The organism is Parageobacillus sp. G301, from assembly GCF_030268025.1.
In the GTDB taxonomy this organism is placed as follows: Bacteria; Bacillota; Bacilli; order Bacillales; family Anoxybacillaceae; genus Parageobacillus_B; species Parageobacillus_B toebii.
The window spans coordinates 899,685-922,110 of sequence record NZ_BSDB01000001.1; the positions used below are offsets into that span (position 1 = coordinate 899,685).

The 22,426-nt window shown below is 34.9% G+C and carries 15 protein-coding genes; 2 read left to right on the forward strand and 13 right to left on the reverse strand.

Going from position 1 to position 22,426, the window contains the following annotated elements; genetic code table 11:
* Positions 1–109: 109 nt before the first annotated feature.
* The 8 genes from QSJ37_RS04620 to QSJ37_RS04655 all read right to left on the reverse strand — a co-directional run bounded on the left by QSJ37_RS04620 (position 110) and on the right by QSJ37_RS04655 (position 11,241).
* Positions 110–2,623 (reverse strand): NEW3 domain-containing protein, encoded by a 2,514-nt coding sequence (locus QSJ37_RS04620; RefSeq protein WP_205423871.1) that lies wholly within the window; start codon positions 2,621–2,623, stop codon positions 110–112.
* A gap of 205 nt (positions 2,624–2,828) precedes the next feature.
* Positions 2,829–3,803, reverse strand: coding sequence for an N-acetylglucosamine kinase (locus QSJ37_RS04625; RefSeq protein ID WP_285754110.1), 975 nt, complete (start codon positions 3,801–3,803; stop codon positions 2,829–2,831).
* Positions 3,796–5,316 carry an argininosuccinate lyase gene (gene argH, locus QSJ37_RS04630; protein WP_205423873.1) on the reverse strand — a complete coding sequence of 507 codons (1,521 nt, stop codon included), beginning with the start codon at positions 5,314–5,316 and terminating at the stop codon, positions 3,796–3,798. Before argH ends, QSJ37_RS04625 begins: the two co-directional genes overlap by 8 nt.
* Positions 5,313–6,071: a creatininase family protein gene (locus QSJ37_RS04635; protein WP_205423874.1), complete on the reverse strand. Its 759-nt coding sequence runs from the start codon at positions 6,069–6,071 to the stop codon at positions 5,313–5,315. Before QSJ37_RS04635 ends, argH begins: the two co-directional genes overlap by 4 nt.
* Before the next feature lie 15 nt (positions 6,072–6,086).
* Positions 6,087–7,817: an ABC transporter permease gene (locus QSJ37_RS04640; protein ID WP_205423875.1), complete on the reverse strand. Its 1,731-nt coding sequence runs from the start codon at positions 7,815–7,817 to the stop codon at positions 6,087–6,089.
* Between the two features lie 13 nt (positions 7,818–7,830).
* The gene (locus QSJ37_RS04645; protein ID WP_205423876.1) at positions 7,831–8,901 is read right to left on the reverse strand and encodes an ABC transporter ATP-binding protein; all 1,071 of its coding nucleotides are present in this window, start codon (positions 8,899–8,901) and stop codon (positions 7,831–7,833) included.
* Between the two features lie 67 nt (positions 8,902–8,968).
* Entirely contained in the window at positions 8,969–10,036 is a 1,068-nt protein-coding gene (locus tag QSJ37_RS04650; protein WP_205423877.1) for an extracellular solute-binding protein, read from the reverse strand.
* 35 nt (positions 10,037–10,071) lie between these two features.
* The gene (locus QSJ37_RS04655; protein WP_205423878.1) at positions 10,072–11,241 is read right to left on the reverse strand and encodes an ROK family transcriptional regulator; all 1,170 of its coding nucleotides are present in this window, start codon (positions 11,239–11,241) and stop codon (positions 10,072–10,074) included.
* A 279-nt stretch (positions 11,242–11,520) separates the two neighbouring features.
* On the opposite strand from QSJ37_RS04655, the gene QSJ37_RS04660 reads away from it, so the two are divergent.
* A complete protein-coding gene (locus QSJ37_RS04660) occupies positions 11,521–12,690 on the forward strand; it encodes an IS256 family transposase (RefSeq protein ID WP_008880572.1) in 1,170 nt (389 codons plus the stop codon).
* A gap of 667 nt (positions 12,691–13,357) precedes the next feature.
* Positions 13,358–16,942 (forward strand): ATP-dependent DNA helicase, encoded by a 3,585-nt coding sequence (locus tag QSJ37_RS04665; RefSeq protein ID WP_285754134.1) that lies wholly within the window; start codon positions 13,358–13,360, stop codon positions 16,940–16,942.
* Positions 16,943–17,281: 339 nt separating this feature from the next.
* Here the strand turns inward: QSJ37_RS04665 and QSJ37_RS04670 are convergent, their stop codons facing one another.
* The 5 genes from QSJ37_RS04670 to QSJ37_RS04690 all read right to left on the reverse strand — a co-directional run bounded on the left by QSJ37_RS04670 (position 17,282) and on the right by QSJ37_RS04690 (position 22,425).
* On the reverse strand, positions 17,282–17,743 hold the full coding sequence (locus QSJ37_RS04670) for a hypothetical protein (RefSeq protein WP_285754136.1): 462 nt from the start codon (positions 17,741–17,743) through the stop codon (positions 17,282–17,284).
* A gap of 88 nt (positions 17,744–17,831) precedes the next feature.
* On the reverse strand, positions 17,832–18,347 hold the full coding sequence (locus tag QSJ37_RS04675; protein ID WP_285754137.1) for a hypothetical protein: 516 nt from the start codon (positions 18,345–18,347) through the stop codon (positions 17,832–17,834).
* Between the two features lie 971 nt (positions 18,348–19,318).
* Positions 19,319–20,311, reverse strand: coding sequence for a hypothetical protein (locus tag QSJ37_RS04680; protein ID WP_285754139.1), 993 nt, complete (start codon positions 20,309–20,311; stop codon positions 19,319–19,321).
* Between the two features lie 61 nt (positions 20,312–20,372).
* Complete coding sequence (locus tag QSJ37_RS04685; RefSeq protein WP_285754141.1) at positions 20,373–21,476, reverse strand: ParA family protein; 1,104 nt, start codon at positions 21,474–21,476, stop codon at positions 20,373–20,375.
* A 109-nt stretch (positions 21,477–21,585) separates the two neighbouring features.
* Positions 21,586–22,425: a DUF6119 family protein gene (locus QSJ37_RS04690; RefSeq protein ID WP_285754142.1), complete on the reverse strand. Its 840-nt coding sequence runs from the start codon at positions 22,423–22,425 to the stop codon at positions 21,586–21,588.
* Position 22,426 lies beyond the last annotated feature (1 nt).

Below are 22,426 nucleotides of genomic sequence, written 5' to 3' on the forward strand. Positions count from 1 at the left end.
AAAAATCGCCTCCCAAGCAGACTCTCAAGAACATCACAATGTCTTTTTGACCGTCTACTTGTAGGAGATCGCAGCATAATTGCCTATGGTAATTTATTATTGTGTAAATTTACTTTTGACTTTTTCCGTAACTAATTAAGTTAGTAAATATTCGATAACCTCCCGGTACTTGGTTTTGAATTTGTCTATAAAATACTAAGCTAGTATAAGCATACGTTCCTTCCCCGTATCTTGCTATTAAAATTCCACTTTCAAATGGATTTTCATTTGGATCAGCCATACTTACGTATGTTTCAAATCTTGAATCCCATTCCATTGGAAAATACAATCCTCGTTCTTGTACCCAATTATTCCAATCACTATCTTTAATTTCGTTAGGATAATGGAACAAAGGGGAATCTGGTTGTGTTATCGTTACCTTTGCATTTTCATCAGTAACCCTCCAACGAATAGAAGGATCTCCAATTACCAGTTTGTACGGTGCTGTTTTTAAAGGATCCCAGCGGTCGCTAGGTTTATGATATTGAACGACTAAATGCCCACCATTCTTTACATATTCGAGAAGTCTGTCGTTATATTTATATAAATCATCACGTGATAAGTATGCCCGTATCCCTGTAATAATGGTATCATATTGACTTAAATCTCCTGTGGCTAAATCTTCTGATGTCAGTTTGGTAATATTAAATCCTACATTGATGAGATAATCAGCAACTTTGTCAAATCCACTTTCAATATATCCTATTTTTAGATCATCTGGCTTTAAAAGCTCAAAGGCAACTCCGTAAATGTTTGACGGATATTGATAATAAAAAGTCCCTATATGATCGTAGCTAATTTCTTGAATAGTAGAATTGTATAATTTTCCTTTTACGCTAGCTATTACTTCAATATCAAACTTCCCATCTTGTATATCCCGTGGTGGTACGAGAGTAAATGTAACTTCCTTTTCATCCAGCTTTTTATCTAATGTAACATTTGCTTGACGAGGACTAACTGTCCACCCTTTTGGTATTTTTAAAGAGACAGATGCATTTAATTTTCCTTCATAATAATTTTTTGCTTTAACAGTAACTGGTATCTCATCTTGAATATCAGCTGTATTAACGACTATATTTTCAGGGTCTAATGTCAAGCTAATATCTGGTAATACAGCAACGGTCCCTTCTAACTCCTGAATTTGCTCTGTTTTTGTTCCATTTTCTTCAAATTGAATCTTTGTTCGAATAACAGGATCTTTGTAGGCATGATAGTACTCCGCATTTTCTGGTACAATCACAGTAAACTCTTTATTTATAGTTTTTCCAGGAAATAATGTTAAATGTTTGCTATGCGAACTAACTTTCCATCCGTCAGGAACAATTAAGGAAACATCTAGATGATTTATCTTTTCTTTTCCATTATTTTTAATTTCAACAGACACTGTAGTTTGTTGACCTTTTGTTAAGATATTCGAAGCAGCAGTAGCTTTTACCTTAATACTAGAAGATACAAAACTGACAACTTGTAACTGTTCTTCCTTAATCCTTAGTTTATGGAGTAAATCATTCTTTATATTTTCCTTCAGTTTCGAGTTTTGGATTTTTCTTTGTATATTCCGAACATCTTTCAAAGCTTTTTGGGATTTGTTAAATACAGTATGTCGATCGGGATATGCTGCAACGATAGAATCTAGCTCTTGTTGGAGGTGTGTGAGGCGAACTTTTAAATCATTTGCTGTTTTCGGGAGAAGTTCAGACCATTCTTTAAAGTTATAAGGAATTCCTGCAAAAAGATCGTTTTTCCCTTTATCATCCACTGATGAATGGACTAACTCCAAATAAATTTGTCTAGGTTCAGCTGGAATATCTCTTCCCATCCCCTGACTCTTATGCATATAGCGTGACTGTTCCCCCAATTGCGGATAGGTCATACCATAAATCGGATCATATATACCAATTTCGATAGACGTAGTCGCATCTTCTTTTGAATAGGCAGGTAAATAAAATTTCTTAATTTGCCATGGTTTTAGTCCTTCTTTTAATTGTTCTGGAAAAACGCTAGGATCAGCTGCATCTTTAAATGCCCTCTCACTAAGGATTGTCATCGTTCGATGATGTCCGTGCTCGCTATTTACATCGCGAAAAGATGGCATTACAATGTCGGGCTGGTAAGTACGAATAAATTTAATCAAACGCTCGTACGTTAACTGTTCACCCCATTTTTTCAAAGTTTCTTCAGGTGTCTTTTCAAATCCATAATCGTAAATGGGATCTGACGTTGTCTCACTAAGATGGTATGCCTTTACCCCCGTAATTTTAGCTGCTTCTATCATTTCTCGTGTTCTAATTATTCCCAATGCATTTCCTAGTTCATTTCCAATTTCGTTTTGCCCCCCTTCGCCACGATTTGCAATCAAACTAGCTGTTTTCACACCAAGTCCTCTGGACAAATACGCAAGGAAGTCGCTTCTCTCATCATCTGGATGTGCTCCAACATTTAAGAACGTAACAGTTGTTTTCAAAGGTGTTACAGCATTCCATAATTCAACATCTGGTTGTTCCAATTGTTCCGCATTAATATCCAGTGGTATAAAAGGAACAAACAATAAAACTGTGAGAAGAATACATATAAATTTTTTCATATTTTCCTCTCCCCCAAATGATTTATGCTTTCCTTGCTAATAAACCGCTATTACATCGCAACATATAAGTTATAAAACGATTTCTACAATACGTAGAGATGTTTATTGAATTACCAAAAAATACACCCCCTTTCAAATATTAAGAAGCACTTTTTACTTTTAACAATCATAGTAGACAGTAAAGACACATTTTATCGTAACTTGTTTAAAACTCCCAGCAATCTTCATCTTGCAAACCCCATTGAATAATATTATAGATTGGTTCCCTGTGGGTACTGAGAAGATTAAAATTCGGATACCTTCTTTTTAAACTTTTCAATATCTTATTACGAATATAGGAATTATTTTGTAAAACACCCCCTTGTAAAATTAATGAAAAGTTATTGTCTGTTTCTTCTATAACATGAGATATAGCAACTAATAGGAGCTTTTCTAGTTCATAAGAAGCTTGATCTAATATTTTTTGACTTACTTCATCTCCTTGATTCAATCCCTGTTCCACTACCATTGTCAAAGCAGCTACATCGTCTACTGAGTAATGTTCGCTATACACCCAATTGTATAAATCCTCTAAGGAATTAAATTGGAAATGTTGAAGCAGTAATCGAGCAAGAATGGTGTTCTTTTCACGACCATCATACATTTTTAGAACTGAACGAATGGCTTCTTTCCCTATCCAATATCCACTTCCTTCATCCCCTACCCGATGCCCCCAACCGCCTACACGGACAATTTTTCCCTTACCATTATGCGCATAAACAATTGATCCTGTACCGGAAATAAGTAACGCTCCAGGGTTTTTTGGTGTAACCCCCAACAAAGCTGCAAGGCAGTCATTTTCAACTACCATATGATTAACCTCTATTGACAAACTGCTTATAGCTTCCTGTACAATATCATTTACAATAATCTTGTCTTTTTTTGTATCTATACCGGCTAAGGCGAATACTGCCTTTTTAAAATATAAGGGACATGAAAGTAAAGATTGATTAATCGATTTGAGTGCTTCTTGCACTGCCATTTGAATAGATTGAAGAGCTATATCTTGACCTACTACTTGATAATTTGATGCTGCTCCATTTCCCTTTCCTAAAATTTCACCTTCATAATTAGTAATCACAGCTATTGTTTTTGTACCGCCACCATCAACAGCTAGCAAGGGATAAACTTGTTTATTCATTATCTTCCATCCATTTCTTGATAATTGTTTCTATCTCTTTGTTTGCGTTATAAAGTAAAGTTTTCTTTTCTTCTATCCACTCTCGCAAACTTTCTTGTTCTTTCCATCTTTGTTCAATAGCTATTTTCATTCTTTCAGGGCTTGGTCCTCCCTCTAAAGCGCGAACATGAACAAAATAAATTGGATTAATAGATTTATTTAGTTGGTCTTGAGTTAATTTTAATTTTCTTCCAACAACTTCAATTGCATGCTTATTCAATAAATCTAATGTAAGTGAAGATATTGGTTGTTCATTTTGAACGAGTTCTTTTACAACCAAACTCACAACTTGATGAGCCTGACGGAATGACAACTTATCATTTCTGACAATAGAATCTGCTAATTCCGTTACGTTGGCAAAACTTTCTTTTGCTCGATTGAACAGCTTTTCTTTATTTACTTCCATAGTTATTAAAACACTGGACAATAAATGGTATATGCCTTGTAGCTTATGAATGGCTCTCCATATATATGGCTGCATATCATCTTCTGTATCAACAATATCTCCAAACGGAGTATTATGTAGCATTAATAGGACTGTTTGTGAGTCTCCTGCCACACTAGATAACAGCGATCTCATGTGCTCAATGGATACAGGATTTCGCTTCTGAGGCATAATGGAACTAATTTGAACATAAGGAGCAGCTAATGTGAAAACATCAAATTCTTGAGTTGCCCAAAGCAGAAAATCTTGAATCGACCTTCCTAAATTTAATGCCGATAGTTGTACAGCTGTGGCGGTCTCTGCAATATAATCAGCCCCAGCTACTGCATCCCATGCATTATCAATTATCTCTTCAAAACCTAATAAACGTTGAACTTGTTTTCTATTAATTTTAAAACCTGACGTAGTTAAAGCTGCAGATCCCATACTACTTCTGTTTACTGTTTTAAAAGCAGATTGTAATCTCTGAATATCTCTTGTAAGCATATCGGTCATTGCATTAAAATAATGAGCTAATGTAGTTGGCTGAGCTTGTTGCGTATGAGTATAACCAATCATTATTGTGTCTATATGTTCTTTTGTCAATTGTATTAAAACTTCTCTAAGTAGAAGACTACTTTCTAAAAGCTCTAAAATTTTTTTCCTTAGTGTCATACGATATATTGCAATTCCCATATCATTTCTACTTCTGGCTATGTGTAGGTTACCAGCTATATCTCCTACTGATTCAATAAGCAGTTTCTCAATTTTAAAAAACAAATCTTCAAATTTTGGCTCATACTTACTTTTTTTTATTTCATCTATCTTTAGGTTATTAATCCCTTTAATAATTTTTATTGCATCCGATTTAGTAACTAATCCAACATCTACAAGCATAATTAGATGTGCCAGATGAATTTGAATCATTGGTTCTAAAAAATGCACTTTTGCTTCGTTATAAGCAGGCTCTAAAACTAACTCCATATATGTTTTAGATGGAAAAGTTTCTCCTTCTTTTGCAATTAACTGCTCACGAAGTGATGTCTTCATGATTCCATTCCTTTCTTATTCTTTACTTGTATTAACCAATTTTTTATTAGTGATTTCATATTGTTTATTGCCTCTTCAACTATTTTATTTCCCGATTCTAATGACGTTTGTTGAATCATCCCTGTATATCCGTCCCAAGAATTTGGAGATCCTTCAACTAAAACATACGGTAATTTAGATAATAAAGAATTTTCTTTAAATTCACGATCCTCATTCTTTATATGAACAAGATCCGGTCGGAAAGCTTTAGTTGCTGACATTTCATAAGGTCCTCCGTGTCCTCTGCCCTTCGTATTAATGAACCCTAGCTCCTCCGCTTTATCAATTTCAACCATCTGCCACCAATTTATTAACAGAATACTAGCATCCTTATAATTGGCAGTCACATACTCAGCAACAGTCCGTGAAATTCCTATATTCCCATCGTGAGCATTTAACAAAATAATATTGAAAATTCCCTGTTTTAAAATTCCCTCTAACACATCAATCAAGTATTCTTGAATAACAGAAGGGCGAATGGAAATAGTGCCAGGATATTTCGCTGTTTTTCCAGGACATGCCGTGAAAGGAATTGTCGGATAAATGACAGCATTAAAACTAGAATCGATTTTATTTGCAAAGCCATCAGCTAAAATAATGTCTGTTCCATATGGAGAATGTGGACCGTGGTACTCAAAACTTCCTAGCGGAACAACCGCAAAGTCAGCTTGAATTAGTTTATTAAAGTCTCTACCGTGTATATCAGTAGCTCTCACTTTCTATCCCCCGTTTCATATAACGGATCCAGCTTTGCCGCCAGTTAATTTTTGTGATATGAATAGTACAATCATAATGAGCAATATTTGTAGTACACCATAAGCGCATGCTGTTCCGAATTGAAACGCATACATTTTTTGAAATATAGCTACAGATAAAGGCATCGTCGAAGTACTATAAATTAGAATAGATGCAACAAATTCACCAATTCCCTCGACGAACGCCAATAAAGTACCCGCTAAAATTCCTCCCATCATTAAAGGTAAAACAATCCGTCGAAATGTATACCACCAACTTGCGCCTAAACTCCTTGCTGCTTCTTCAATGGATTGATCCATTTGCATTAAGCTTGCAGAAGTTGAACGGAATACCAAAGGTAAATGTCTCACAAAATATGCAAGCGGCAATATCCAAAAAGTCCCTATTAATACTTGATTAAAGCTAAAAATACTTGGTTCGCTAAAAGCAGCGATTAAATTAACCGCAACCACTGTACCAGGTAATGCCCAAGGCACCATAATTAAAATATCCAACAATGTTTTTCCTTTAAATTGAAACCGAACTATTGCATAAGCAGCAGCAACACCAAAAATAATATTTCCTACAGTCGCGATAAAACTCATCTGAATACTATTCCATATAGGTCTCCACGTTTTCTCATCAGTAAATAATGCGATATAATGGTCAAAAGTGTATGCAGTAGGTATAATTTGTGTTCTCCATTCTCCATCTACAGAAAATGAGATTAATACAATTACAAGAATAGGTAACATTAAAATAATAACGCCAGTCATTGACAGTATCAGAGAAATGTATTTCATCCATGATGTGCGCACTTCTCTCCGATGTACTCCTACACCTTTACTTTGATTTTGGTAATTTCTCCTATTTTGATACCATTTCATTGTAATTAAAAATAAAATGGATACAATAGACAAAATGGTCGATTGTGTTGCCGCCATATCTAAATTTCCATTTGTCCTCGAAAGATAAATTTGCATAGTCATTGTTCTTTCTACGCCAAACATTAATGGAGCAGTATATGACGCCATCGATATCATAAATACAAGCAGAGATGCCGCCACCATAGCAGGAGTTAGCATTGGCAAAATTACTTTTCGCCATATATGAATTCTTTTAGCTCCTAGGCTAGTAGCAGCCTCCTCTAAAGAGGGATCTAAATCTCTAATAGCAGCAGAAGCTGTTAAATAGAAATAAGTATACATTGTAAATGTATGGACAACAATAACACCAAAAATTCCTTTCAAAGCAAAAGGAACTTTATCCAAATGAAATAGAGCCTGTAGCGCCCTTGGTATAATACCGCTTTCGCCGTATAAAAACCAAAAAGACAATACACCGATTAATGGAGGCAATGCCATCGGTACAAGAACTAAAACAGATAATATTTTTCTTCCTGGGAAATCATATCTTTCAAGTAGAAAAGCCATACTAACCCCAACAATTGCACATGTTATTACGCTAATAATAGAAATATAAACGCTTGTCCATAAAGCTTCTAAGTTTGCTTTGCTCTCTATGCTAAAAAATTTCTTATAATTTTCTAAACTAAATGTATTATCAACTCCTGAAATACTTTGTAAGAAAGTTTGGTAAAACGGATATATAACATAAGCTAATAAAACTAAAAATAACGGTGAGATTAATACGTAAATAAAGTACTTTGATTGTGTTAATCTATCCCATTTGCTATTTTTCAATTTGTTGATTTTTTGAGAGCTCATTTTCTCACCTCTCTTATTCTCCGATAATGTATACACTTTGTGGAGGGATATGTATCGAAATAGAGTCTCCTCTTTCTAAAATTTTCTCACCTTTATTAATAACCATTACCTTTAATATATGATTATTTATTTTTACAATATAATTAATACTTACTCCTGTAAATTCAACAAATTCCACTGTTCCATTTAAAGAATTAGGTCCATCCTCTACTAAAATGGCTTCTGGTCGAATAGAAAGGTTTACATAACTTCTTTTTGTTAATTTTGCTTTTGGAGATATATTATTTGTTTTTCCTTTAACAATCGTTCCATCTTCTATTTTTATAACAACATATTCTCCTTCAATATCTAAAATTTCCCCATTTAAAATATTCGATTCTCCGATAAAAGAAGCAACGAAATGATTTACAGGTCTATTATAAATGTCTTGAGGAGTGCCTATTTGTTGCACTTTGCCATCTTTCATAACCATAATTCTGTCAGACATTGCCATCGCTTCTGATTGGTCATGGGTTACATATATAGTAGTAACACCTAATTCAACTTGCAGACGTTTAATTTCTAATCTTGTTTCTTCACGCAATTTTGCGTCTAAGTTCGATAGAGGTTCATCAAGAAGTAAAATACTCGGTTCAATGACTAATGCTCTAGCTAGAGCAACTCGTTGTTGCTGCCCTCCAGAAAGCTCTGTAATTTTTCTATCTCCATATCCGTCTAAATGAACAAGTTTTTGAGCACGTATCACTTTTTCTTTAATAACTGATTTAGGAACTTTTCTTACTTCAAGTCCGAAAGCAATATTTTCAAAAACAGTCATATGAGGAAACAATGCGTAGTTTTGAAAAACCATCCCTATATTTCTTTTGTCCGGATTAACATATGTAACATCTTCATTATCGAAATAAATTCTCCCTTCTGTAGGGAAATAAAACCCTGCTATCATTCGAAGAGTAGTGGTTTTACCACAACCGCTGGGTCCAAGGAGCGTGAAAAATTCTCCTGGCGCTATATTAATATTGATATTTTCTACTCCTTTTTTTGTTCTAAATAATTTACTAACATTTTCCAACTTCACACTTTTCAACTTCCACACCCCTCTTGTATACAGAGCAGGGCAAAATTTCACCCTGCTCCATAAACTTATGAAAAAATTAGTTTTTACCTTTAATATTTTCGTCCCAGTATTGCATCCATTCCGCTTCTTTTTCTGCTAGTACATTCCAATCAATTTCAAAAGTTTTTAAATCTAATTTTTTATACCAATCTGGCATTTCTTCCTTAGAAATGTCAGTTCTTGTTGGGATTTGGTATAAGTCTTTAGCTAAAACAGATCTTACTTCTGGATCAAAAAGGAATTCGTAAAATAATTTTGCATTTTCTTTATTTTTCGCTCCTTTTACAATCCCAACTCCATCAACAAGAATTGGAGCCCCACTTTTTGGATAAACATAATCGAAAGGTTGATTATGTTCGTATTTTTGAATTAAAATATCTTGGAGATTCCACAAAGAAATGATCCCTTCTTGACGGGCCAATTTTAGATATAGATTAGTCGGGTCTTGAGTATATTCTTTTGTATTTGCGTCTAATTTTTTCAGCCATTCATATCCTTTTTTTGGATCATTAGGATCTTGGCGATAAATCATGGAAGCATAGATAGTTCTCATTGTTCCAGAAGCGAGAACACCTCGAATAAGAATTTTATCTTTCCATTTTGAATCTAAAAGGTCATCCCAATCTTGGGGAGCAGTTTCCGGAGTTAAAACATCGCTATTAATCATAATTACCTCCGGCAACAGCATTTCACCATACCATCGATGTTTTGGATCTTTATGTTCCGGTTTTATATATTTATCAAAACTTGGTTTATATGGCTCTAATAAATCTTCTTTAGCAGCTACTGAAAGTGCAGATTGTGTACCGCCCCACCAAAAATCTGCTTGTGGATTTGCTTTTTCTGCACGCACTCGTTCTAAAATTTGCTGTGCCCCCATCGTCAATACTTCAACGTCAATATTCGGATATTTCTTTTTAAACATCTCCATTACTTTATCTACTACTGTTTGATCACGTGCAGTATAAATTACTAGCTTTCCCTCTCCACCTTTTTGTTTATCTTCACTCCCTTCATTCGTACTACTTGTGTTTCCACTACAAGCAGTCATTAATAGCATAAACAAAGCAATAAAAACTGCTGCAAATTTCCTTACTCTCAACATTTTTACCCCCTTGCATTTTTAATAATAAATTTTATTTAAAAGCTGACTTGATTATGGCTATAATTGTCCAAAGCTAAATGAACAGCTCCATACAAGCCAGCTTTAGAACCAAGAGAAGTAATTTTAATTTCCGGCGACTTTGGCAAGTATTTATTTACTATACTTACAAGATAGGATAACGATTTTTGATTTAACTTTTCCATTTCTCCAGCAACGATTACTAACTGAGGATCGAGGACACTAGATAAATTGATAATGGCTACAGCCCAGTAATATAAAACTTCTTCTAATAGTTGCTTTGCCTTTTCATTAGTTAACTCGTTTTCTTGCAAAAACTGTATAGGAGACTGATAATCAGGTAACTTAAAGCCTTCATTCTCTAATTTTCTTCTCATTCCTAACAAACCGTAGTTTGTCTCGAATACTCCCATGTTAGGTTTAGTTACTATTTGATTACCTATCATCATGTAGCCTATTTCTCCCGCAGCAGAATGAAATCCTTTGTAAAATTTCCCATCTATAACAATACCACTCCCTATTCCATTGCCTACAAACAAATAAACGAGATTCTTTATATATTTCTCATTCCCTTGATAAAACTCCCCAATCGTCATTACATTCACGTCATTATCAACGATAATTGGAAACCCTAACCGAGATTCTATTTCTTCTTTTAGATGAATATCTGACCAATCAACTTCAGGTGAAAACCCAAACTTTTTATCTGACCCTAGGGAAATGCCTGAAATACCAATAACCATTCCTAATATATCTTCTTCACATACTTGCTGTTGTTTTAGTAAAGTCTTAACACTTTTTTCAATTAAATTAATTATATAATATCCATTTGTAGGAATTTGGAAATATTCAATTGTTGTATCTACCCAGTCACCATTCATATCAGCTAGAATAATAGACAGGCTGTTACCTTCTATTACAGATCCTATAACAAAGTTCGATTTGGCATTATACTCCAACAAAATAGGGCGTTTACCACCTGTTGATGTGCCTATTCCTACCTCAACAACCAATCCCTCTTCAATCAGCTCTTTTACAAGTTCTGAAACACAAGGGCGACTAAGTTTTGTTTTTTTAGCAATATCTGCTCTTGATTGACGGGGATTCCTTTTTAATTCGTCTATTATCAATTTCCTGTTCATAGCCTTTACAAGTTTCGGACTAGCTTTTCTCGAAGTAAGACTCATCAGATTCCCCCTATTTTGTTTTGTATTTAGTTAGTTAGTCTAACTAAGTTGAGGAGATTATATAATAAAAAATCTTTCAAGTCAATATATTCAGAATGTTTTGTTTTTTATTCCTAATAATTATATTTATCCCATTAAGCTTAGTTGATTCATGTTGGAGCGTTTCGGAAGATGATGTATAAAATTTTGTGTAAAGCATTTTGCTAGAACAAAAGAAAAAAGGTAGGGTATTCTCTGATTTGGACCACAACACATTCCAGAGAAAGGAGTACCCTACCTATGTCTAAAAGAAGTATACCGAATGTCGACTGGGCAAATCAACTGGAAAATGCCATTCGTCAGTTTGTAAAAGAAAAATTAGAACTGATTATGCGGGAAGAAATCAAAAATTTCCTCGAAATCGAACAGGCTGGAACGCCGAATATGAGAAACGGCTACTATCAGCGAAATCTAGATACGCAATATGGCCGGATTGAGGGTCTTTTGGTTCCAAGAGACCGAAACGGGGAATTTCAAACACAGTTGTTTGCCCCTTACCAACGGCACACGGGCTGGCTGGAGGAAGCAATCATTAGGATGTACCAAAGTGGCATGAGCACGCGTGAAATTGGCAAGTTTATCGAACGAATTCTAGGAAGCACCTATTCTCCTGCGACGATCAGCCGGATTACCGATGTCGTGAAGGAAGACATCGAGAAATGGCACGCTCGTCCACTACACCAGCGTTATTCGGTCTTATATTTGGACGGCTTGTACGTGAAACTTCGCCGGGATACGGTAGAGAAAGAAGTTATTTATGTGGTATTGGGGGTGAACGAAGAAGGGTATCGTGAAATTCTTGATTTCTTCGTAGGAGGACAAGAAAGCGCCTATGTATGGCAGGAGATTCTCCAACAGCTCTACAAAAGAGGCGTCAAGGAAGTGCTTCTTGGCGTCTTCGATGGCCTTCCGGGGCTGGAGGAAGCCTTTAAGGCGGTGTATCCGAAAGCCGATGTGCAGCGCTGTGTCGTGCACAAAGTCCGCAACACCCTCAGCCGTGTTCGGAAAAAAGATCAATTCGAAATGGCGGAGGACCTGAAACTCATTTATCGTTCTCCGAATAAAGAAATCGCATTGGAGATGTTTCAACAGTTTCAATCCAAATGGTCTCACAAATACCCAAGGGAAGTCCAATCGTGGGCCAATGAGTTGGATGTCCTTCTCACCTTTATGGACTATCCAAGCAGTATTCGAAGTGTGATTTATACGACCAATGCCATCGAACGAACGATCAAGGAGATTCGGAAACGCCTAAAACCGATGAACAGTTTGAGCAGTTTAGAAGCCGCTGAAAAAGTCGTATATTTGACGATACAGGACTTTAACGAGAAATGGGCAGGGCGAAAGTTGCGAGGATTTGCCGAAGCGCAAGAAGCCCTTCAACGAATGTTTGAAGAACGTTATTGTTAACCAAGTATTGTAAATAAACAAAATAAGGGGATTCTCCCTTTCCACACAAGAGACTGAATATTCAGTCTCCTGTGTGAAGGAAACCGGTTCCCTATCCATTCCAAATCCATTTCAGAGATACCCTATCTATCTTACATTACACAAAATTCTTGACGGTACCTTTCGGAAACACATATAAAGTGAATATACAATGAACAACTTGAATGAAAACGGAACAAAAATGGATGCTATTATCAGATTGAAAAAAGATTTTTTCGTCTAATTAAGAATGCTGTTAGCAACATTTCAGCTTGTCGACAAAGTTAACAAGCAGTCAGAATCATGACAACCCGATTGTCCGGATATTGAGACAGAACATACTCTAAAAATTGTTGAAACGACTGTGCATTACACTTTACTGCTTCCATGCACAAAAATTTGCCATCTTGACATTGAGTATGTCAGCCAAAGAAACGATGGCATGATGACCATAAGTAGGGACTTGTTTTTTTACGTTCCAATTGGCATAGAAAGAGTCTGGTAATCACGAATATGACTCTCATCTTCGTAAATTCGTATCATGTCTTCAACATGTTGAGAAGTCAAATTGGATTTATATAAATTTTAACTCATCATCCAAATTTTATATGCTAAAATAATGATATATTTCGCCATAGGGGGGACATACGTGCATTTAACAGTACGAATGGCATGGCATGATAATAATTGGAATGGAAAAGTTTGCTTAAATCCGGAAGGGAATACGTATTGTGTCGGTACTCATTCCCTTTTATCAGACCGTATTGCTACTCAACGTAACACAGCATTGGAACAAGACTACCACAATGAACTGGTTCAAAATCTTCCAGAAGCATATACCGTTCCTTGTTATTGGTCTATTAATGCTTTCGGTAAAAATGAATTTACAATTACACACTCTCACGCTTTTAAAAGGATCAAACATACTATTCAAGAAAAAGTGAAACCATATTCTGTATTTACCTGGCCATTTAAACTATCATTTGTTCATAGCAAAGAAAAACAAAATATGTATGGAAATTATCCGCCTGATTTAGAAAAAAGAATACAACATTTCATTCAAAAATTCACACCTAAACAATCCATTATTTTCTTTTATGCCAACTATGATAATCCCGTTTCCGGAGATGACATGCAATATTTATTACTAGGCTGCTCTGTTATTGCGGAAACGCCGGTACCTACTTATTTTCCTTTTTCAGACGAGGAACTGCAACGATGGCGGTCAAAAAGCCATAAAATGAAATTTTTCCCACGCATCAATTGGGCACTGCAATTTACCCATCTGTTTGAGGAATACGGCGTGTTACTTCCTTATAAAGAATATTTGCAATATGTTGAACAAAACCCAGATGATGAAGAAAAACTTCACGAAATGAAAGTAACGATTAGCGAACCTTCCCTTATACCATCTTTTAAATATGTTGCGATGGATATAGATGATGATAAGTGCTTATACTTGTTATACAAATTGAGAAAATCATTATTAACGATTCAAGAGCACGGCTTTATTGCCGACCAAACAAAAGTGGAAGAGCAACTTGAAAAAATCAATACATTAATTAACATGACATGGAAAAAACGCGGTTTATACCCATCATTGCCAAAAATTTTAGAGTATTTTGGGCTGGAAAAAGACACCGCACTTGCCATTTCGAAATGGACTGAAGAAAATAAAGGACTTTATCCTTTATTAGAGCATTTAAAAACGAAACAAATTCCAAACGAATTAGAAGAATATGAAGATGAACTGTTTGAAGTGTGCGAACAACGTTTGTTTCAAAGAAATATCGATTTAATTAAAACATTATCTATCTTGCAGTTAACCGACTTTCAAATTCGTAAAATATTAGATAACGTTTCCAACTATCAAGGATTGGCCGACAACCCTTACTTATTATACGAAACATATGTCGCTGAAAATATCGAAGATTATTTAGACGAACCCGATTTGCAAGACGAACCTATTGATATTTTCAAAATTGACATTGCCTGCATCCCTGACAAAAAATTCGTCAAGCGCGACCGCAAAGTGCAAAACGGAAGCTTTGACTGCCCTGAACGTTTGCGGGCAGTGATTATACAGCATTTACGTAATATCGGCGAATCGAAAGGAGACTGCTATGACAGCGTTACAAACATTCTAAAAGCTATTAAACAAAACCCTCTATTTTATAAAAATGATATAAAGATCGATGAAAATGCTATTCTTGAGCTTGATACAGAATATCGTGACCACTTTATTGAACGATTACATATAGAACGCGTTGGCTCGACATACTATTACTATTTACAGGAAGCAAAAAAAGCAGAAATGTTATTAAAAGACGTTTTTCTCAATTTATCACATCGGCCTGATCATCCAATGATACTTCATTTTGATGACTATATTCAACAAAGTATTCAAAAACTAAAAAATATTGATGCAGCTCTTTTTGAGCAAGAGAGAAAAACGTTATATGAACATGTTTTTAAAAAATCCATTTATTTGTTAACTGGAAAAGCTGGTTCAGGAAAAACTCAGGAAACAACCAAAATTATCCATACACTTACAACACAATTACAACAACAAGTCTGTGTGCTAGCTCCAACTGGAAAAGCAGCACTTCGCTTGGATGAAAAAATAAAAGAACTGTATCCGTCTCTGAAAGTCCGTCCTCAAACGATTGACCGCTTTATTTTTCAACATGGCTTTGGGGATATCATCATAAACGAAGATTATCATAAAATGTTTGAAATTCCTTTGGAACAAAAAGTTTATGTAGAAAATCTTTTGATTGATGAGTGCTCGATGATAGACTTGTTTAAAATGGCTCTTTTGTTTTCCATTATCCGGATTGACAAAGTAAAAAGAATCATTTTAATCGGAGATCCTTACCAACTGCCGCCTATTGGATTTGGAAAGCCGTTTCGGGATTTTATTGATTTTGTAACGGAATCGCCGCAATTTAAACATCAACATTATATCCGATTAGAAAGCAATTGCCGAATGGCCAACAGACAAGAATCAGACCAAACGAATAAAACGCTTGAGCTCGCCGAAATTTTTACGGCCTCAGGCAAATTTCATGAAGAAATTTTGCACGAAATCCATCGCGACGGGTATCAATCTGAAACATTGGAAGTATATCATTGGAGAACAAAAGACGATTTACATACAACATTAAACAACGTCCTTGGAAATATCCTCCATACACATGATCAAGATAACATAAAAGCGATGAATCTCGAACTAGGATTATATGAAAGTGGCTATGTCAAAGGACATGATCCAAAATCTATCGTACTTGATCGCTTACAAATTATTAGTCCTTATCGAACCGGACATTACGGAACCATTGCTTTAAATAAAAACATTCAAGCGTCTTGGAGAAAGCCGAATCCTCCTCATTGGCCTGCATCCGTGTTTGTGAACGGCGACAAAATCATTCGTTTGAATAACTGGTATAAGCGGCGTGAGTTGTTATTGTCAAACGGCTCCATAGGCTTAGTGACATTTCATAACAATGGAAAAGAGAAAAAATTTTTCTTTCGAGAGTTAGACCGATACCTTCCTTACATTGATGAGGAAGAAAATTTTGAATTAGCTTATGCAATATCGGTTCATAAATCGCAAGGCAGCGATTTCGATTATGTCTTTTTTATCTTACCTCGCAAATACAGCCTTTTGTCCAAAGAACTTGTTTACACTGGTTTGACAAGAGCAAGAAAAAAGCTGTTCCTGTTTGTGCAAGGGAATGAGGGAATTAGTCTTTTAGAAATGGCAAAAAACCGTTCTGCTATTGACTGTCGCAATACATCTATTTTTAAAAATCCTGAAGATAAGAAAGCGATGCTTCAGCCAAAAAAAGGGGTTTTCGTCAAGTCAAAAGTCGAATATATCATTTACAAAGCTCTAGAAAAAAGCGGTTTATCATTTCAATACGAAGAGCCATTATCACTTCCACATCGTTCGTATAATATAAAACCAGATTTTACGATTACTCTCTCAGACGGAAGCAAGTATTACTGGGAGCACCTTGGCATGTTGAACGACCGAAGCTATTACAACAAATGGCTGCAAAGAAGAAAAGATTATGAATACCTAGGTTTGATCGATCGACTAATTACAACCGATGATACAAACGGCATTCATGAAGACAAATTAAATCGCATTATACAAGATCTCAAAGAGCGAAACTTAGTCAATACAAACAATAGCAAATTATCCTTACATCACTACGAGCTAAGTTAACAACATTGTGGTTAACACATGACAACGTTTTCCATGCGCAAATAATCTTCAAGTTTGGTAATCACCGACCAAACAAATCGCCCATCATCATGTATCACGAGATGATGGGCGATAAAACATTATTTAAACGAAATTTATGCACTGAGATTGTTTACTGGAGATCTAGCATCAATATATAGACCTATTTGCTTGCCCCGAGATGAAAGCTAGCATCTATCAACGGCTCTCTTTTTCTTTTTATGGATCTCTTTTTTTGCAACTCGTTCCTTATCAATAGACAATATTGCTAACGTACCTATCATTGTTGTAATGTATCAAGTTGTATACAGAAAACATTTTTTAAAACTCCCATACAAACGAGCGGTCTGGTACATCCTTTCCTTCTTCCGCGACGTAGAAAATTTCTGCCTCACAATCATATAGTAATTTTAACAACGCCAATCCTCTTATTTGTGCTTCGTTTAAACGATCGTTCGTATCCATTCGCTTCACTTCCGCGAACCGCACTTCGGAAAAATCGGGGCGATAAATTAACAAATCGGGTTCCTGAACGTGGATGTAAGGCGAAAAAAACTGCCTTCCCTGTTCATATCGCTCATCCCCAAAATATTTCCGCAACACTTCTTCAGCGGCAGGATATTTACCGAGCCGGTTGCCACCAAATACATTGTAATCATGATGAATCCATCGGTATCCCAATGATTCGAAATAACGGCCTACTACAAACTCGCCAAATCCCTTCGTACCAGGCAGTTTTCTGCAATACGAATCCTGGCAATCTGCCCTTTCCCCGCTTCTCACTTATCTAATTCCTCGGGACGAAACGTTACGATTTGGACGGGTATATTGATTTTTACTCCCACGTGACTTTCCTCCGCATCATATTCTGTTACAAATCCACTAACCGATTTCTTTCAATCTTAATCGTGTTATCTTTCCCATCCAACATATCAGCACGTTTGCTGCCGTAAATGCGCAGCCATGGAGAGCCTTTGACTGCTTTCACGGACAGCCGCGCCGTTCCGCGAACTTGTTCTTTTTCGATATCCACGCATTCGAGAAATTCGTCCCAGTAGACGATGGCAATGACTTGATTGTAGTCGCTTAATTGCTTCTGGCTACAAATAAAGGCAAAGATTAATGTTTTTTCTTTATTTCCTTGATGAATCTTGGCAATTTCCTCGATCTCATTGTCGCTAAATGAAAAAGACCAGGTAAAATCTTTGGAGCCTGATGGAGTGGTATTGTACTTCGTATAAATGATATAACTCGCTTTATTCGTCGTGACTTCGTATATTTGCCGATTGTCGTTTTCTTTTTCAAACAGTGCAGGCGCTAGCCCTCCATTAACCAGCGCGGAAAGCAACGCTCCGTAATAGTAGTCAGCTTTGCAAATCGTTGTCATAACATTACCCTTCCTTTGTCATAGATAGAAAGACTTAGTTAATTTGATTGTATCAACATTTGCCAAAAAATGCTGTCGAATGTTGTCAAATGAAATAAAAAAGAAGCCAAAACGGCTTCTGTCGTAATGAAAGAATTAGCAGCTGATTGCTCAAAGCATAAATGCGTTCACATCGTTTTCTGGACCGATCAATTAAATATCTGTGCTAGTTGGTGCAAAATATCGGCAAGCAAATTCAATTTTTTCCTTCTTTTCAGGGAGAAAAAATTCTCGATTTCTGAACCTTGTATTCCTTGTACTCTTGTACCAAACATAATCACATATGTTCATACTTTTCTTTAATCGAGTTACCATCTTTATCAAAATCTGATAACGTGTACTTTGTCGGTAAAGAAGAGACTCAATACTTTAATGTCGCACGGACGCATCTGCACTTCTTTGTTTAAAGTACTCTTAGATTGTTTTAGATCGGTGTAGAATTACAGAATCGCTACCATAAAAAAGAGCCTTGCTAGCCCTCCAAATATCCATTAACCTCCCTACATGATGTAACAACGATAAAATATCGAGAAGAATAGAAAAGATGGATAGTTTTGTCTTAAATAGATATATCCAATAGGGTTATGAATCCATGCTATTACGAAGCAACTGAGAGTGAATTAGCGATCACAAAAAGAGCCACCACACTTGGAATCCGGAAATAAAAAATGTGTAACATTATATCTATTTTTTCTAGATTATAAGAAGTTGTTTTGTGAGATAGATAATCTCAACTTGGTGCCCTTTTCCCTCTTTTTGATAATTTTCACATTCAAACCCTTCTCTTTTATATCCATTCATGCTGTGGGAGTCGCTTTATTGGCAGGTAACGAAAAGCACCATTCTAACTCAATATATTGCAAGTGAATTTAATTTTGGTTCGTTCTTTTCGTTTCAACTTTGATTTCTTCTGACTAACGGAAGTAGTCCTCTCAACTTTTCTTGCTACTATGCACAGACACTTGATCTAAAAATAATCCATTTCTTTCATGGAGTTGAATAACATATAAATAAATTTCTGTGAAAAGATGCCTTAAATAGACAGTATATCTCCAAAGCTCATTATCAACAGGTGGAATAAAGTTGTGCATAGTTTTAAATAATGGAATTAAAATACCGATTAAATAAAATAATATCCAGTTTAAGTTGTTCAAAGTATCAAGAGACCAAACTGTTTCTTTTCCAAATAAAGCAAAATCAAGATGCTCTTCATTTTCAAAAGACTGGGCATAACTTTGGATCATAATATTGGAATAACAGTTATGTAAATATTTCGAATAAAATTTGTATGCTTTTTCTCGATTCTCTTTTAAAATTTTTAATAATTCTTGGTCAACATCTAAGCCTAATTTTTTTTCAATGTCACTTAAATTTTTGTTAAGATTCTTCAATCTAAAATGTTTATACCACACATTTTCTTCTTCTCCATCTTGAAATGCTTTGTGGTATAAAACAATTTTATCCCTATCAGCTGACAAAATAATCGTTAACCAAGATAATTCATTCAAAACTCTAAGAAGTACCCTAGCTGAAGGATCTAGCCCATTACATACCAATTTTAATATTGCTAAAGAATGATTTGTTACGTGAACCAATAGATTAGAAATTATATAATTTGGATCTGGCTGCTGCTCTGACTTTATCCAAGAACTAGGTAAAGGCCTACTACTGTCCTCCTTTTGGTTTATTGCCAAGCTGAAATGTGCAATACAAACTATTCCTAAAAATGACAAACTAATTTCACTTTTCATATACTGATTTATTTTCTTTTTACTATTATTATGCCTCTCAATAACCAATTTTCCAATATCATCTAAATCTCTTAGGGTTAGTTTTATTTCTTTATCAGTAATATCTTTCATGTACTTTTGTATTTGTTTTAATGTAATTGCAATCTGTTTTCTTATAACTTTATCAATGATCATAATTATCACCATATAATTTCCATACTTTTGTGACAATTATTGCATAATTTTTATTCTCAATTTACATTTCTATTCTCATTAAAAGGTCTTTAGCAAAAGATATATAAGCTTCTTTAGTAGCTTCATAATTTGCCCGGTTTCCTTTTATTGTTCTAGCATCCTCTTTAGAAAGAGATTCCATTGAAGGGATTTTCCATATTGGAGCTTTATATTTTTGCGCCATACTCGGAAGAGTGTTATGAGAATACATAACTTCTGTTAATCCTATAGGATTGTTAAGCATATCCTCTGTTAAATGTTCTCTAATATCTGGCTTTATATATTCCTTTATGGTATCTGGGATTTGCTTTACATAGTTATAATGAGCTTGAGCTAAATCCCATCTTCCAACTGCATTTTTACCAGAATACTTTTTAGCATTATAAATAGTAAAACCTAGAAACCTAACAAACTTTTCTGGAAACATCTCCCGTTTATTTTCAGAAATTAAACTACGTATAATATCAAAACTTTTTTTCCATTGTGTCAGTGCATTACCAATATTTCTTATTCCATATAAAGAAAACATATCTGGCATACAAGGAATAAGAAAACCATCAGCTGTTGAAATTATTGTTTTATTTAATGCTCCTAGACTCGGAGAGGTATCCACAATGATAAGATCAAAATTTTCTCTTTTGGCATATTGTATAGCCAATAATCTTATTTTTGTTACTGTTCTTAATGCAAGTGGATCTCCTTTGTATGCATCGCTCCATCGACTTGCAATTTTATCTTCATACATATGCAATGTTAGCCTACCTGGAATTAAAGATAAATTACTTGCTAGCTTTACAGGTGGAGGCAAAATTTCCAGTTCACCTGTCCCTTCCTCCGTTGGCTTTAAGAGATAATGTATCGTTCTTGGTTCATTATTTAAAGCTATAAACTCTTCTCTTGAAATCGTTTGTTTTGCATAATCAAAATCTTCAATAAAAATATCTTCTTTTTTCCAGATATCATGTAGTTTTTCAATTTCCATACCATATATAGTTAAATTACATTGTGGATCCAGGTCCATTAACAGAACATTTTTTCCCATCTCTGCAAGCGCGTAACCCAAATGATATGTTAAATTGGTTTTCCCGACGCCACCCTTATTGTTAAAGATAGATATAATTTTCAATCTACTCCCCCCAAATTATAGTAAGAATCACAGAATACACTTATTGCCTCTTAATTAATATCAATCAAAAAGAAATTTCCACTACTGTTTTATGTGTCATAGAATTTCTTTATTTGACTACATAATTTATCTTAATATAAGGCTCCAAACCAGCTCTTATAACCTCTTTTTTCCATTCAACAAGTTTCATATGGAAAATTAATGATTCAATTTCAGAAATTTTGCATTGACCATTAGGCAACAAACTAAGCCTACGTGTTCTATCCAAAACCAGCCATAAGCAAAATCTTTTTGGATTGATTATTTCACCGTCAACTTTCATAAATTCTTTTTCGTTTTTTAGTATTTCAAGTGCAGCAAGTGATTGATTAATTACATAGCTTAGCTTTTGTGGAGTTCCGATTTTTACAAAAAATAAAGTACCGTCCTTATACAAATCCATCTTTTCAACACTATATTTATTTTTAAACTTTTCAATCTCCCTATCTAAAAGTCGATATCCTTTTTGTTCTTGCATCATATTGAAATATTTTTCTTTATACATTTTTTTACTATCTTGTCCCGTTCTTGCGAGGTATTCATTATACTCATCTATTATCAAATCATCCTTTGGATCATACTCATTCAAAATTCCATTTACTTCCTTTTCTAAATAAGCTACATAGTCCTGATTAAACTTGTACCATTTCCCATCCATTAAGCAATGTTTTTCTGCATCAACAAAGTCAATATAATGTTTTAGGCTTTCTGTATAAGGTTTTTGATTTTCATTTATTGCTTTTATTTTAATGTTTTCCAGTTCTTCGTATAAATTAATGTTGTACTTCTTTAAAAATGCATGTAAAACTGGCATTGTTAGTTCTTCTGTTTCTAATTTGCATTCTTGTTTTCCCTTTAAGTAAATCGTATAGCTGCTTTTATCACTAAATATAAAATCCACACCGCTCATT

What these genes read in the sequence shown, in the direction of transcription:
- QSJ37_RS04650 (WP_205423877.1), bottom strand. Translation starts at nt 10,036, where the DNA reads ATGTTGAGAGTAAGGAAATTTGCAGCAGTTTTTATTGCTTTGTTTATG.
- QSJ37_RS04625 (WP_285754110.1), bottom strand. Translation starts at nt 3,803, where the DNA reads ATGAATAAACAAGTTTATCCCTTGCTAGCTGTTGATGGTGGCGGTACA.
- QSJ37_RS04640 (WP_205423875.1), bottom strand. Translation starts at nt 7,817, where the DNA reads ATGAGCTCTCAAAAAATCAACAAATTGAAAAATAGCAAATGGGATAGA.
- QSJ37_RS04620 (WP_205423871.1), bottom strand. Translation starts at nt 2,623, where the DNA reads ATGAAAAAATTTATATGTATTCTTCTCACAGTTTTATTGTTTGTTCCT.
- QSJ37_RS04660 (WP_008880572.1), top strand. Translation starts at nt 11,521, where the DNA reads ATGTCTAAAAGAAGTATACCGAATGTCGACTGGGCAAATCAACTGGAA.
- QSJ37_RS04655 (WP_205423878.1), bottom strand. Translation starts at nt 11,241, where the DNA reads ATGAGTCTTACTTCGAGAAAAGCTAGTCCGAAACTTGTAAAGGCTATG.
- QSJ37_RS04675 (WP_285754137.1), bottom strand. Translation starts at nt 18,347, where the DNA reads ATGACAACGATTTGCAAAGCTGACTACTATTACGGAGCGTTGCTTTCC.
- argH (WP_205423873.1), bottom strand. Translation starts at nt 5,316, where the DNA reads ATGAAGACATCACTTCGTGAGCAGTTAATTGCAAAAGAAGGAGAAACT.
- QSJ37_RS04690 (WP_285754142.1), bottom strand. Translation starts at nt 22,425, where the DNA reads ATGAGCGGTGTGGATTTTATATTTAGTGATAAAAGCAGCTATACGATT.
- QSJ37_RS04680 (WP_285754139.1), bottom strand. Translation starts at nt 20,311, where the DNA reads ATGATCATTGATAAAGTTATAAGAAAACAGATTGCAATTACATTAAAA.